The sequence below is a fragment of the Tibeticola sp. genome (genome assembly GCF_022759015.1).
GTDB classification, from domain to species: domain Bacteria; phylum Pseudomonadota; class Gammaproteobacteria; order Burkholderiales; family Burkholderiaceae_C; genus Tibeticola; species Tibeticola sediminis.
Genome location: NZ_JAEMQB010000170.1, coordinates 1 through 14,243, shown reverse-complemented (window position 1 = coordinate 14,243; position 14,243 = coordinate 1). Strand labels below are relative to the sequence as shown.

Annotated in this window: 11 protein-coding genes; 10 read left to right on the top strand and 1 reads right to left on the bottom strand. The window is 66.6% G+C overall.

What is annotated here, in order from left to right; translation table 11 throughout:
- From JHC36_RS10825 to pelG, 6 genes are all read left to right on the top strand, one after another.
- A partial coding sequence (locus JHC36_RS10825) for a tetratricopeptide repeat protein (protein WP_287918987.1) occupies window positions 1-2,272 on the top strand: 2,272 nt, incomplete at its 5' end.
- Between the two features lie 81 nt (window positions 2,273-2,353).
- Window positions 2,354-2,941, top strand: a complete 588-nt coding sequence (locus JHC36_RS10820; RefSeq protein ID WP_287918985.1) for a penicillin-binding protein activator LpoB — start codon at window positions 2,354-2,356, stop codon at window positions 2,939-2,941.
- Window positions 2,938-4,395 (top strand): hypothetical protein, encoded by a 1,458-nt coding sequence (locus JHC36_RS10815; RefSeq protein WP_287918984.1) that lies wholly within the window; start codon window positions 2,938-2,940, stop codon window positions 4,393-4,395. Before JHC36_RS10820 ends, JHC36_RS10815 begins: the two co-directional genes overlap by 4 nt.
- A 19-nt stretch (window positions 4,396-4,414) precedes the next feature.
- Window positions 4,415-5,443 carry a hypothetical protein gene (locus tag JHC36_RS10810; protein WP_287918982.1) on the top strand — a complete coding sequence of 343 codons (1,029 nt, stop codon included), beginning with the start codon at window positions 4,415-4,417 and terminating at the stop codon, window positions 5,441-5,443.
- 2 nt (window positions 5,444-5,445) lie between these two features.
- Complete coding sequence (gene pelF, locus JHC36_RS10805; RefSeq protein ID WP_287918979.1) at window positions 5,446-7,071, top strand: GT4 family glycosyltransferase PelF; 1,626 nt, start codon at window positions 5,446-5,448, stop codon at window positions 7,069-7,071.
- Window positions 7,071-8,447, top strand: coding sequence for an exopolysaccharide Pel transporter PelG (gene pelG, locus JHC36_RS10800; protein ID WP_124219927.1), 1,377 nt, complete (start codon window positions 7,071-7,073; stop codon window positions 8,445-8,447). Before pelF ends, pelG begins: the two co-directional genes overlap by 1 nt.
- On the opposite strand, the gene galE is transcribed toward pelG, so the two are convergent.
- Window positions 8,435-9,445 carry a UDP-glucose 4-epimerase GalE gene (galE, locus tag JHC36_RS10795; protein WP_287918976.1) on the bottom strand — a complete coding sequence of 337 codons (1,011 nt, stop codon included), beginning with the start codon at window positions 9,443-9,445 and terminating at the stop codon, window positions 8,435-8,437. The two genes, pelG and galE, sit on opposite strands and share 13 nt — an antisense overlap.
- Before the next feature lie 246 nt (window positions 9,446-9,691).
- Here galE and JHC36_RS10790 point away from each other — a divergent pair, with 246 nt between their 5' ends.
- From JHC36_RS10790 to JHC36_RS10775, 4 genes are all read left to right on the top strand, one after another.
- On the top strand, window positions 9,692-10,837 hold the full coding sequence (locus JHC36_RS10790) for an ABC transporter substrate-binding protein (protein ID WP_287918974.1): 1,146 nt from the start codon (window positions 9,692-9,694) through the stop codon (window positions 10,835-10,837).
- Between the two features lie 197 nt (window positions 10,838-11,034).
- Entirely contained in the window at window positions 11,035-12,069 is a 1,035-nt protein-coding gene (locus JHC36_RS10785; RefSeq protein WP_124219917.1) for a branched-chain amino acid ABC transporter permease, read from the top strand.
- On the top strand, window positions 12,066-13,877 hold the full coding sequence (locus JHC36_RS10780; RefSeq protein ID WP_287918970.1) for a branched-chain amino acid ABC transporter ATP-binding protein/permease: 1,812 nt from the start codon (window positions 12,066-12,068) through the stop codon (window positions 13,875-13,877). The genes JHC36_RS10785 and JHC36_RS10780 overlap by 4 nt, the downstream gene beginning before the upstream one ends.
- Window positions 13,874-14,243: ATP-binding cassette domain-containing protein (locus JHC36_RS10775; protein ID WP_287918967.1), on the top strand; the 370-nt coding region annotated here is incomplete at its 3' end. The genes JHC36_RS10780 and JHC36_RS10775, both read left to right, overlap by 4 nt.

Below are 14,243 nucleotides of genomic sequence, written 5' to 3'. Positions count from 1 at the left end.
GATTCAGACCGGTGCTTACGAGGAAGCCCTCGAGGTGCTCGAGCGCACCCGCACCGCTCCAGGCACAGAGGCCCAGCGCATCGCCCACGGCGGCTTGCGTGGCGACCTTGCGTGGGACCTCGGTCGGGTGCCGCAGGCGGTGGGCGCCTACCGGGAACTGTGGGCCGCGCCCGCGCTGCGCCGCGGACTCAAGCCCTACCAGTTTCAGCGTTTCGTCGCGGGGGTGGCGGAAACCGAAGGCCCGGCGGCGGCCCTCGCCCTGATCGAACAGGTTTGGTCGGAGGCCCCGAGCGCCGCGTTGGCGATGCAGTGGCTGGCGGCGCTGGTCAAGCAGCCCAGTTTGGCGGGGCTCGAAGCCTGGCAGCGCGCGACGGCCTCACTCGCCGGGCAGCTCGAGCGCGATGCCGCCGTGCACGCGGCCAGGGCGCAGGTGTGGTTGGCGCTCAAGCGTTCGAATGCGGCCCTCGGTGATCTGCAGCAGGCGGTGCGTCTGGATCCGGCCAGTCGCGACTATCGCGTGGCCTTGATGTGGTTGTTGCTCGATCTCCAGCGTCTCGACGAGTTGCGTCAGCAGGTGCGGTCGGCCGCACGAATGTTGTTGACCTCGACCGAGGGCCAGGATTTGCTTGCGGTTGCCTACCAAGCACTCAATGATCTGCCGCGGGCCCTGGCGCTGTCGGCACGGCTGTACCCGAGAAAGCGTGGTGACGCGCTGTGGCTCATCAACTATGGCGACTTGCTCACGCGTGCGAACGACGGCGTGCGGGCACGCGCGGCCTACGATCGGGCCTGGACGCTGCTGCAACAGGCGGCGCGCACGGGTGGCGCTGCGGGCGGCGGCAACGCGCCGAGCTTCGAGCAACTGCTGGCTGCTTTGCGCCTGGCCAAGGAGCCGCACGATCGGGTGTCCGCGTCGCAGCAACAGCGGCTCATCGCTGCGCTGCGTGAGAAGCTGCGCTGTACCGGGCAGCCCGTCTCCTGCACCGAGCGATTGCCCGAGCAGGCGCGCGCCCAGCTCGATGCGGCCATCGCCACCTGGCTGGTTCGCCTCGACACCAAGGATGCGGCGCGTGCCTGGTTGGCGAAGGCGGTGCTGACTCAGGCCGATCGACAGTCGATCGAGTTGCAAATGGCGCTTGCCGAGAACGATCGTCAGCGCGTCGACGAACTCATCGACGCGGGCGCTCTGAGGGCGCTGACGCCGATCGACCGGGTGGAAGCGTTCCGCGTGGCGGGGCGGAACATGGATGCGCGGGCGCAGGCGGCCGAGGTGCTCGAGGAGACCGCCGATCGCGGGCAGAACAGCGACGCCATCGAGGCGCTCATGCGGGATGAAACCCAGCGCCGGATCGACATCGCCCACCAAACGGGGCTGCGATTCGAGCATCGCCTCAACGACGTCGTGCGGCGAGAGGGCCCCGTGCTGTCGCAGAGCGTCACGCTGACACCGCAGCTCAAACTCACGCTGGATCTTGGGCGTTGGCGGCTGCAGTCGACCAATGCGCAAGCGTTGACCGGGCTGCCGACTCAGGCGCGGGAAGCCCGAGTCGCCCTGCAGTACGCGGGCGAGGGTTTGCGCGCCAAGCTTTCGGTGGGACGCAACGAGGCCGTCGGTGCGACGAATCCGCTGTCGCTCGAAATCCAAGGCAAACTGCCCTGGGGCATCCAGGGGGATTTCCAATGGCACCGCAACGAGGTCACCGAGGATTCGGCCGCTTTGCTGGTTGCGGGTAAGGCCGACCGCGTGCATGCCGGGGTCAGCAAGACCGTCGGGCGTTGGTGGGTGCAGGGCGGGCTCGATACGCTGCGCTACTCGACCCGATTGGGCGCGCAGCTGGGCAACGCGCAGCAGGCCGATGTTCAAGCCGGGGTGTGGCTGCGCCAGGGCGAGCCCGACATTGGTCTGCGCGCCTCCGTGACGAGCCGACGATCCCAAGCGAACGGGGTGCCCGAGGCGGCGTACGCGCGGCTCGATATCGACGGTAACCGGCCTGATGCCCGCTTTTTCGTGCCCGCGGGGGATGATTTCGTGGGCGTGGGCCTCACGATCAACCAGTTGGCTGCCGACCATTACAGTCGGCACTGGTTGCCTTTTTTGGATGCGGGCTGGACACAGTCTCGGCGTCAGGGTGGGGCTTTGGAATGGACGCTCGGTGTGCAAGGGCCGGTGGTCGGCGCAGACCGCCTGTCGCTCGTGTACCAGCGGCGGCGGGATGCCGCCGGGCAAAGCCGTCAGTGGAACATCCAATATCGGATCTGGTATGGACCCTGACGCTGCGTGAACGGTCGCGCCCGCCGGTTGGATGGTCGGTGTCGCGCGTGGATGGAAGCTTGAATCGAAGAGGAGTCGCGTATGTGGACGAGAAATGATGCCTTTGGATGGCTGCGCGGGGTCGCGCGGGTGGTGCTGCTCGCTGGGGCGCTTGGGAGCCTCGCAGCTTGTGTGACGCAGGCCATTCCGGGCAGCCGGGTGAATTTGGACGCGAAGGCGCGGGTGGCGCTGCTGCCTTTGGCCAATGCCACCGAAGTTCCGCAGGCGCAGGACCGCGTCGGGGCCATCGTGGGGTCTTTGCTGCTTCAGAAGGGTTTGGAGGACCTCGTGGTCTATCCGCAGAAGCTCCCGGACAACCCGCTCGAGGGCGCGCCGGTCGTCACGCCGGAGCAAGCCCTCGACTGGGCGCGCAAGCAAGACGCCCGCTATGCCATCACGGGGACGGTGACCGAATGGCGCTACAAGACCGGCGTCGACAACGAGCCCGCGGCCGGGGTGATGCTGCAGTTGCATGAGCTGCCCTCGGGTCGGGTGATCTGGTCGGCTTCGGGTGGGCGCACCGGCTGGGGGTATCAGGGCCTCGCAGCGGTCGGGCAGGCGCAGATCGCGGACCTGCTTTCCGGGATGACGGTGACGGCGCCTCCGGCAAAGCCGCAGGCCAAGGAATGATCGAGCGCGCTCGACGCTTCGCGGCGCTGCGCCGGCTGTGGACGCCTCGCGTCTGGCTGGCGCGCCTGCGCGCGCGCGTCGTTGCAGGACGGCACGTACAGGAAGAGCCTGGCTGGTTGCGGCTTTGGCGTTTTTTGCGGGTTTGGCGTCCCAGCGAGCGCGGGGATCGCTGGCTTGCGATGGCCGAGAGTGCGGCGCTGCCCCTGTTGGCGCTGGCCCTGGCTTGGCGCATCGATCCCTCCGACCCTTTGGGGTTGAATTCGGGTTTTCCGTGGATATGGTTTGGGCCCTGGCTCGCGGGCGTGCGCTACGGCGCGGGCTATGGGCTTTTTGGCGTCGCGCTCTACCTCACGGTGTGGGCAGTCTGGGCGGCACCGCAAGCGCTGGAGTTCCCGGGTGAATTTTTCCTGGGCGGCGCCCTGGTGAGTTTGATTTTGGGCGAGTTCGGCTCCGCCTACCGCAATCAGGCCGAGCGTCATCGTGAGGTGGAGCAAGACCTGATGGCCCGGCTGGAGCGCACGAAGCGCCGCTTGTTTGTCGTTCGGGAATCGCTGGCGCAGCTCGAGCAGGAGCTGACCGATCGGCCCATGACCTTGCGCGACGCGCTGCTCGCGCTGCGGCGCCGGCTCGTCGAGTACGACGGGGAGCCGAGGTCGGGCGGCGTCGCCTTGCCCGATCCGGCGGCGTTTCTCCAACTGCTCAGTCAAAGCTGCCGGATCGTCGAGGCCGGTATCTATCGGCGAAGCGAATCGGACTGGAGCTTGATGGCGCAACTCGGCCAACAGCTTCCGGCGCTCGATCCGTCGCATCCCCTGATCGCCCATGTGCTCGAAACCGGTGAGGTGGCCCACATCGCAGAGCCCCGCCTGACCGACCCGAGGTTCAACGAGTGGGTGTTTGCGGCTGCTTTGCGCCGTGACCAAGCGGGCGAGGTCGATGCGGTGCTTGCCGTGCACACCATGCCGTTCATGGCGTTCGACGAAGTCAACCTGCGTCGGATGCAGGTTCTGTGTACCTCGTATGCGGATTTCGCCCAGCTGGAGCAGGGCGTTGCCGAAGTGCGCGCGGCGTGGCCCCATGCGCCGATCAGCTTGCAGCAAGAATGGGCGGAACTCGCAGCGCTGTATCAGCGCTCGCGCCTGACGAGCTACTGCGCGCTCTGGGTGGGCAAGGAGCGTCTCAGTACCGAGGTGCTGCAGGAGTTCGCTGCCATGCAGCCGGCAGACTCGAGCCAGTGGATCCTGCCCACGGCCCATGGCCACGATGTTTTGTTGGTGCTCTTGCCCATCACCAGCGGCGCCGGTCTGGTCGTCTACCGCCGGGAGATGATCGAAGCGCTCGAGGGCATCCTCAGCCGGCGGGGCGTGCCGAAGCAAGCGATCGCGCTCGACTTCCATCCGGTTCGCAGTGCCGAGGACTTTGCAAGTCTGCGCCGGCACCTGGAGCGGCTTTGAGGCGCAGCGACGCACCGCTATGGATCCGATCCAGTTCTACAAACTTGCCTTCCTGTCGCTGAGCCTCGAGTCGGCGGCCCTGGTGTTGCTCAACACCCGGGGCGACGCTTATTTCTTTGCCTTTTGGGTGACCCATGGGGCCGCCGCGGTGGTCGCCGCGTGGCTCGTCTGGACGACCTTGCCCAAGACGCTGCGGCGGCCACGTCGCTACGCACTCTCTTTGGTGTTCCTGCTGGCCTTGCTGTTTCCCTTGCTGGGGGTGGCGGGGCTGGTGGTGGCGGTCCGCATTGCTTTGGCTAGCCCCAAGGCACCCCGGGTGCAGGATGCGGTGCAGGACGCGCCAAAGCTCGAGATTTATGCCATACGCCCAGGCATGGATCATGAAGTCGATGCGCTGCCCCCCGGTAAAGTGGCGCGCATCGCGGTCGATCCGAAGCGCTCGACCTCGCAGCGCATCCGAGCGGTGCTCGCGCTGCGGGATATGCCCGCGCGCCTCGCGCTGCCGCTGCTGCGCCAGTTGTTGGGGGACCCGGATGAGGAGATTCGGTTGCTGGCTTACAGCATCACGAGTACCTGGGAGCAGCGGGTCACGGCTGATCTACAGAAGGTCAAGCAGGAGTTTGAAGCCTTGCAGGCGCGGTCGACCGCGCGCCCCGAAGCGCTGGCCCAAGCGGCCAAGCGCGTTGCCGAGTTGCAGATGGAGTTCATCTACCAGGGGCTGGCGCAGGGCGATTTGCGCCGCTTTGCGCTGGACCAGGCTTGGACCTATACCCAGTTCGGCCTGCGGGTGCAGCCGAACGATCCGACGCTGTTGATGCTGCAGCTTCGCTTGGCCATGGCTCGAGACGATCTCGACGCCGCGCAGGACGCCTTGATGCGGCTCGACGAGAATGTCAGCCCCGCCGTATGGGTGCCCTACGCGGCCGAACTGGCCTGGAAGGCGCGTCACTTCACGGCGGTTCGTGCCATCCTCTCGCAGTTGCGTATGGCAGAGGTGGCTCCGCGCCTGCGGCCCATGATGCAGCTTTGGTTCGCCGAGGAAGGTTGAGGATGTCCGATACTCCCGAAATCGACGTGATGCTGCTGCTCGAGGGCACCTATCCGTATGTCTCCGGAGGGGTGTCGAGCTGGGTGCATCAGATCATCGGGGGCTTTCCCGAGCTGAAGTTTCACTGCTGCTTCTTGGGCTCACGCGAGCAAGACTACGGAGAGCCGCGCTACAAGATGCCCAGCAACGTGGTGGGGCTGACGCACCACTATCTCTTCAGCGACTCGGTTTTGCCCCCGCCCCGTGCCCAGCGTGGCGATCCACAGACCAGCGTGCTGGTGCGTGAGCTTCATGAGCGTCTGCGCGGCCAGGGCAGCGACGTCGATGGCGGCCGTGCCGCGAGGGCGCAGGTGCTCGACCGCACGCTGCGCGAGATGGACCACAAGCTCACGCTCGACGATTTCCTGCATTCCAAGGAGTCGTGGCGTTACCTCACCGAACAGTATCTCGAACGCTGCACAGACCCATCGTTCGTCGATTACTTCTGGACGGTGCGGACCATGCACACGCCGATCTGGACGCTGGCAGCGCTGGCCCGCGAACTGCCGCCCGCGAAGGTCTACCACACGATTTCCACCGGCTATGCGGGCTACCTCGGTGCCGTGCTGGCGCACCGAACCGGTCGCCCGCTGGTTTTGTCCGAGCACGGGATCTACACCAAGGAGCGTCGGATCGACCTGTTTTCAGCCCAATGGATCAGCGACAACCAGCCCATCCTCGAGCGCAACGCGGGCGATGCGGGTTACTTCCGGGAGTTGTGGATCCGTTTGTTCGAGTCGCTCGGGCGCATGTGTTACGACGCCGCCGACCCGGTGGTCGCGCTCTATGAAGCCAACCGCTTGCGTGAAATCGCCGATGGCGCCGATCCGGTGACGACCTGCCTGGTGCCCAATGGCATCAACGTGCCACCGTTTGCGGCCACTCGTTCGCAGCGGCCCGAGCAGCCACCGCTGGTGATGTGCCTCATCGGACGGGTGGTGCCGATCAAGGACGTCAAGACTTTCATCCGCGCGGTCCGTGTCGCCAGCAGCCGCATGCCGGGCTTGCAGGGCTGGATCGCCGGCCCCGAGGACGAGAACCCGGACTATGCGCGCGAATGCCACGAGCTGGCCGCCAGCCTCGAACTGGGGGATACGCTCCAATTTCTCGGCTTTCAGAAACTCGTCGAACTGCTGCCGAAGGTTGGTGTCGTCGTTCTGTCGTCGATCAGCGAGGCGCTGCCGCTGGTGTTGCTCGAGGGCTTTGCTGCGGGTGTGCCTGCGGTGACGACCGATGTGGGTTCGTGTCGGCAACTCATCGAGGGCTTGGGCGATGAAGACCGTGCGTTGGGCGAAGCAGGTGCGGTCGTCGGCATTGCCGATGCGCAGGCTCTGGGTGAGGCCTGCGTGGCGCTGTTGTCCGACCCGGAGCGCTACCGCCGGGCGCAGCATGCAGGGATTGCGCGCGTGGAGCGCTACTACACGCAACCCCTGATGTTTGGGAAATATCGGGCCATTTACGAAGACGCCTTGGCGCGCAGCGCGGGCGCACAGCGGCCGCGAGGTTACATTGCCAGCGTCATCCGCGAAGGCCGTCCATTGCCCGAGCCCACGCCGGCCGGGCTGGCGTCTGACATCGGGAGGGGCTGATGGCGGGTATCGGGTTCGAACTTCGCAAGCTGCTGCGCAACGAAACCTATCTGGGTTTGTTGCGCGCCTATGGCTATGCGTCGATCATCAGCTCCGGGCCCTGGGTTTTTTCCATTCTGGGTCTGATCGTCATTGGCGGGCTGTCGCTCGGCGTGGTTTTGCCCGATTCGCGCATCACGCAATTCCAGGTCACGGTGACCTATCTGATCATGTCCTCCTTGATTTTGTCCGGCGGTATCCAGCTGGGCTTTACGCGGTGGGTCGCAGATGCCTTGTTTGCCAAGCGGGACGACACCGTGGCCTCGGCCTTCCTGGGGGTTTTGCTGGTGACGACGGCCGTTGCTGGCGCGATCGGCTGGGTGGTGGCTTGGCTCCTCTTTCCCGCGCAATCCAACCTGTACCGAGTCTTGATCGTCGCGGGCTTGCCCTTGCTGTGCGACATCTGGGTCGTGACGGTGTTTCTCTCGGGCTTGAAATATTACAAAGCCATCGTCGCGCTATATGCGCTGGGCTATGGCGTTTCGGTGGTTTTTGCCTGGGTGGGGCGCGCTTGGAACCTCGAGGGGCTGCTGGCCGGTTTTCTTGGCGGACAGTTCTTGATGTGGGTGGGCATGATGACCCTCGTGCTGCGCAACTTTCCGCCGCGCCAGCCGATTTCGATGGCCTGCTTCGAGCCTCGTGCGATGTACCGCAGCCTGTTGCTGGGCGGGACGCTCTACAACTTGGGGGTTTGGGCCGACAAGCTCGTGTTTTGGTTCACGCCCGAAACCTCCGAACCCGTCATTGGCGTGCTTCGGGCCTCGCCGATCTACGACTTGCCGGTGTTTCTGGCCTACCTCTGCGTCATTCCGGGCATGGGGGTGTTTCTCGTGAAGTTCGAAACCGATTTCGTCGAGTGGTATGACCGGTTCTATACCGCGGTGCGTTCGGGCGGGTCGCTCTCGGACATTGCCCGCTACCACGACCGAATGCAGGAGACGGTGCGCGAGGGGGTCTATCAAATCATCAAGGTCCAGGCGATCACGCTGCTGGCCTTGACGACTTTCGTGGTGCCACTGTTCCGCTGGATCGGGATCAGTGAGCTCTACATTCCGTTGTTCCTGGTGCAAGCCACCGCTGCGAGCTTCCAGGTCTTGTTGCTGGCCGTGCTCAACGTGTTTTTCTACCTCGATCGTCGCAAGGCCGTGGTCGCGCTCACGGCGATTCTGGTCGTGTTGAATTTCGGTCTCAGCCTGGCTTCGGTTCGCTTGGGACCAGTGTTTTTTGGCTATGGGTTTGCGCTGGCGCTGTTGATCACCCTGCTCATCGGTTTGGCGATGGTGCAGCGGCTGTTGCGCCAGTTGGAATACCGCACCTTCATGCTTCAGGGCGCGTAGCCCTCGGGGTTTTGCTGCTGCCAGCGCCAGGCGTCGGCGCACATGCGGTCGAGGTCGTGCTCGGCTTGCCAGCCCAGTTGTTCGCGCGCCTGCGTGGGGTCGGCGTAACAGGCGGCGACGTCGCCGGGGCGGCGCGGCTGGATGACGTAGGGCACCGGGCGGCCGCTGGCGCGTTCGAAGGCGCGCACGACTTCCAGCACGCTGTAGCCCCGGCCGGTGCCGAGGTTGACGGTCAGCACCTTGGGCGTGTCGAGCCGCTCGAGCGCGGCGAGGTGACCTCGGGCCAGGTCGACCACGTGGATGTAGTCGCGCACCCCGGTTCCATCGGGGGTCGGGTAGTCGTTGCCCCAGACATTGAGGTGGTCCCGTCGGCCGATGGCGACCTGGGCCACGTAGGGCATCAGGTTGTTCGGCGTGCCTTGCGGGTCCTCACCGATCAGGCCGCTTTCGTGGGCGCCGACGGGGTTGAAGTAGCGCAGGATGGCGATGCGCCAATGCGGCTCGGCCCGGTACAGGTCGCGCAGCATTTCCTCGATGAACAGCTTGGTGCGGCCGTAGGGATTGGTCGCCGAGAGCGGATGATCCTCGGTGAGCGGCAACCGTTGCGGCTCGCCATAGACGGTGGCTGACGAACTGAACACGATCGTGTGCACGCCGCAGCTGCGCATGGCGCGCAGAAGGCGATGCGTGCCGATGAAGTTGTGGTCGTAGTACTCGAGGGGTTTCTGCACCGACTCGCCGACCGCCTTGAGGCCCGCAAAATGAATCACCGCGGTGCAGCCGTGCGTGCGCAGCGCGTGCTCGACCGCAGCCTCGTCCCGGATGTCTGCCCGGACGACCGTCAGCGTGCGACCGGCCAGCCGTTCGACCCGTTTCAGCGCTTCGGGGTGGCTGTTGGAGAAGTTGTCGTAGACGACGACGTCGTGGCCCTTTTCAAGCAATTGCAAGCAGGTATGCGAGCCGATATATCCGGCGCCGCCGGTGACGAGAATGTTCATGCGAGCACTTCCTTCAGAGTGCCGCGATTCTAGGGCGGCCCTGCCGGGAGCCTTGCCTGCACCTCGGGGGCTCTGCGCAGCGGGGCGGTAGGCCTGCGCTTGGCGCGGGAATACCCTGAGTCTCGATGGGCTGCGATGGGCTGTGTGACGGCTAGAATTTGTTTCGCAGACCGACCGGTCGGTTAATGAATCAAAGCCGGCCGATGGCGGTCGCTGCCCGATCCCTCACCCTTGGAGACAAGCACCATGAAGCTGAAGAAAGTTCTCGTCGCAGCGCTCGCCGCGGGGGCCTCGCTGGTCGCGCTGGCCGACATCAACGTCGGCGTCACCGTCTCGGCCACCGGGCCGGCGGCCTCGCTCGGCATCCCCGAGAAGAACACGATTGCGCTCATGCCCAAGATGATCGCCGGGCAGAAGATCAACTACATCGTGCTCGACGATGCCTCCGACACCACGGCCGCGGTGTCGAACACGCGCAAGCTGATTGCGGAAAACAAGGTCGATCTCATCATGGGCTCGACGATCACGCCCAACTCGCTGGCCATGATCGACGCCGTGTCGGAGGCCAAGACGCCGATGATCTCGTTCGCCGCCTCGGCCGCCATTGTCGAGCCGGTGGATGCGAAGAAGCGCTGGGTCTACAAGACGCCGCAGAACGACATCATGATGTCGCTCGCCATTGCCGAGCACATGGCCAACCACGGCGTGCAGACGGTGGCCTTCATTGGTTTTTCCGACGCGTATGGCGAGGGCTGGGCGCGCGAGTTCGCCAAGGCCGCGGATCTGAAGAAGCTCAAAATCGTCGCCAACGAGCGTTATGCCCGCAACGACACCTCCGTCACCGGTCAGGTGCTCAAGATCCTCGCCGCCAAGCCCGATGCGGTGCTGGTGGCCGGCTCGGGCACGCCCGCCGCGCTGCCGCAAAAGACGCTCAAGGAGCGCGGCTACGCCGGCAAGATGTACCAGACGCACGGCGTGGCCAATGCCGACTTCCTGCGCGTGTGTGGCAAGGACTGCGAGGGCACCTTCCTGCCCGCCGGCCCCGTGCTGGTGGCCGACCAGTTGCCGGCCACCAACCCGGTGAAGAAGTCGGCCATGGCCTACGTCGCCGCCTATGAAGCCGCGCACGGCAAGGGCAGCGTGTCCACCTTCGGCGCTCATGCCTGGGATGCGGGCCTGCTGATGGCGAGTGCGGTTCCGGTGGCGCTGAAGAAGGCGCAGCCGGGCACGCTCGAGTTCCGCGCCGCGCTGCGCGACGCACTCGAGGGCGTGAAGGAAATGCCTGGCGCGCACGGCATCTTCAACATGTCGCCGACCGATCACCTGGGTCTGGACCAGCGCGCGCGCGTGATGGTCAAGATCGAAAACGGCACCTGGAAGTACCAGCCCTGAGCGCGTGGGCGGGCAGGGCGGCTGGCGGGGGCTCGGACCGCCTTGAGCCTGGCCGTGCCCGCGACTCCACACGTCGCGTGGCGGCGGGCCAGCGCCGGTGGCGCAAGCCCCGGCTCATCGGTGCGCCGTCGTCGGCCTGAGCTCGCCCGACTCTCACCTTCCGGCCGCACCTGCTGCGGCTCTTCAGAGCTTCTTCAATGGATGCACAAATTGCCCTGATGCTGGGCCAGGATGGGCTCGTCAACGGCGCGGTGTACGCGCTGATGGCGCTCGCGCTGGTGCTGGTGTTCTCGGTCACGCGGGTGATCTTCATCGGCCAGGGTGAATTCGTCACCTTCGCTGCGCTCTCGATGGCCATGCTGCAGGGCGGGGCACGCACGCCGGCGACGCTGTGGCTGCTGCTGGCGCTGGCCGTGGCCACGCTGGTGGTGGAAGCCTGGCGGCACCAGCGCGGCGCCCCGGTGGACTGGGGTTCGACCCTGGTTTGGACGGTGGGCCTGCCCGCGTTGGCCTGCGCCGCGGTGCTGCTGTGGCGGCCGACTTCGGTGTGGGCGCAGGCCTTGGTGACGCTGCTGCTGATCACGCCGCTGGGGCCGCTGTTGTACCGGCTGGCCTACCGGCCGCTGGCGCATGCGACCGTGCTGATGCTGCTCATCGTCTCGGTGGCGCTGCATGGGGTGCTGGTGGGGCTAGGGCTGCTGTTCTTCGGTGCCGAGGGCTCGCGCACGCCGGCGTTCTCCGAGGCGCGCATGGACTGGTTCGGCGTGCCGGTGACGGGGCAGTCGCTGGTGGTCATCGCGCTCACGGCGGTGCTGGTGCTGGCCATGTTCGGGTTCTTCGAGCGCTCCATCATTGGCAAGGCCTTGCGTGCGACCGCCATGAACCGGGTGGGCGCGCGGCTGATGGGCATTCCGACCGAACTCGCCGGAGACGTGAGCTTCGCGCTGGCTGCGCTCATCGGCGCGGTGTCGGGGCTGATGATTGCGCCCATCACCACGATTTATTACGACACCGGCTTCCTGATCGGCCTCAAGGGTTTCGTCGCCGCCATCGTCGGCGGGCTCGCCAGCTACCCGCTGGCGCTGGCCGGGGCCCTGCTGGTGGGGCAGCTGGAGGCGTTCTCCTCGTTCTGGGCCAGTGCATACAAGGAGGTGCTGGTGTTCACCCTCATCATCCCGGTGCTGTGGTGGCGCTCGCTGCGCAGCCACACGGTGGAGGAGGACGAAGAATGAGCGCGCGCACCCTCACCCTGCTGGCGGTGGCCGCGCTGGCCGTGTCTTGGCCGTGGTTGCCGGATTTCACCGTCACCGAGCTCAACTACATCGGCCTGTATTCGCTGGTGGCCGTCGGTTTGGTCATGCTCACTGGCGTCGGCGGCATGACCTCGTTCGGGCAGGCCGCCTTCGTCGGCCTGGGCGCCTATGCCACGGCCTGGCTCAGCACATCGCCCTGGGTGGCGCAGACGCTTGGCGGCGTGCTGCCGGCGGCCTGGTTGCCGTGGATCGGGCTGCCGCTGGGTCTGCTGCTGACCTATACCGTGGCTTGGCTGCTGGGCACGGTCACGCTGCGGCTGTCGGGTCACTACCTGCCGCTGGGCACCATCGCCTGGGGCCTGAGCCTGTACTACATCTTCGGCAACCTGGAGGCGCTGGGTGGCTTTACCGGCCTGGCCAACGTGCCGGCGCTGACCGTGGGGGATTTTTCGCTCGCCTCGCCGCGCGTGCTCGGGCCGGTGATCTGGGCGGTGCTGCTGCTGGCGCTGTGGGGGCTGCACAACTTGCTCGATTCGCGGGAGGGCCGCGCCATCCGTGCGCTCAAGGGTGCTCGGGTGATGGCCGAGTCCATGGGCGTGGACACGGCGCGCCAGCGCATCAAGCTGTTCATCCTGGCGGCGCTGCTGGCGAGCGTGTCGGGCTGGCTGTATGCGCACATGCAGCGCTTCGTCAACCCGACGCCGTTCAACATCCACATCGGGATCGAGTACCTGTTCATGGCCGTGGTGGGGGGTGTCGGCCATCTTTGGGGCGCGGTGCTGGGCGCGGCCATCATCACGCTGCTCAAGGAGCAATTGCAGGACATCCTGCCCCGGCTGTTGGGCAGCAGCGGCAACTTCGAGATCATCGTCTTCGGCCTGCTGATGCTGGTGGTGCTGCAGCGCTTTGCCGATGGTTTGTGGCCGCGCATCGCCGCCTGGACGGCGCGCTGGCGGCGTGCAGACGCCGCTGCGCGCCCGGCTGCGGCCGCCGCAGCGGCGCTGCCCACGCGCGAACTCCCCGCGCGCGGCACGGTGGTGCTGCAGGCCGCCGACGTGACCAAGCGCTTTGGCGGGCTGGTCGCCAACAACGCGGTGAACTTCGACGTCAAGGCCGGCGAGGTGCATGCGCTCATCGGCCCGAACGGCGCAGGAAAGAGCACGTTTTTCAACATGATTTCGGGCGTGGACGCGCCGACCAGCGGCGAGGTTCGCTTGATGGGCGAGCGCATGAACGGTCAGCCTGCTCGGGCTTACGCGGCACTGGGTCTTTCGCGCACCTTCCAGCATGTGCGGTTGCTGGGCGCGCGCAGCGTGCTGGAGAACGTGGCGCTGGGGGCGCACCGGCGCGCGCGGCGCGGCTGGGTGGCGGCCATGCTGCGCCTCGACCGCGCCGAGGAGGCCGCGCTGCTGGCCGAGGCACGCCGTCAGATCGAGCGCTGCGGCTTGGGCGCGCATGCGCTGCAGAACGCAGGCTCGTTGGCGCTGGGCCAGCAGCGGGTGGTGGAGATTGCGCGCGCGCTGGCCAGCCAGCCCGCGGTGCTGTTGCTCGACGAGCCGGCCGCGGGCCTGCGGCATCTGGAGAAGCAGGCGCTGGCCGCGCTGCTGGCGCAGTTGCGCAGCGAGGGTCTGGCCATCGTGGTGGTGGAGCACGATATGGAGTTCGTCATGAATCTGGCTGATCGGGTGACCGTGCTCGAGTTCGGCACGGTGATCGCCGAGGGCACGCCCGCGCAGGTGCAGGCCGACCCGCGCGTGCTCGACGCCTACCTCGGGGGTGCGGCATGAGCGCGGGCAACGGGCTGGCGCTGCTCGAGCTCAGCGAGTTCAGCGTCTCGTACGGCGCGGTGGAGGCGGTGCATGCCGTGGACCTGCGCGTGGGCGAGGGCGAGATCGTCACCGTCATCGGCCCCAACGGCGCGGGCAAAAGCACGCTGCTCAACGCGAGCATGGGTCTGTTGCCCTCGCGCGGCGTGCTCACGCTCGCGGGCGAGCGCATCGACCGCCCGAGCGTGGAGGCCATGGTCGCACGCGGCGTGGCGCTGGTTCCGGAGAAGCGCGAGCTGTTCGGCGAGATGTCGGTCGAGGACAACCTGCTGCTTGGCGGCTTCGCGCGCTGGCGCCGCGGCCTGCGCGACCAGGCCAGCCGCATGG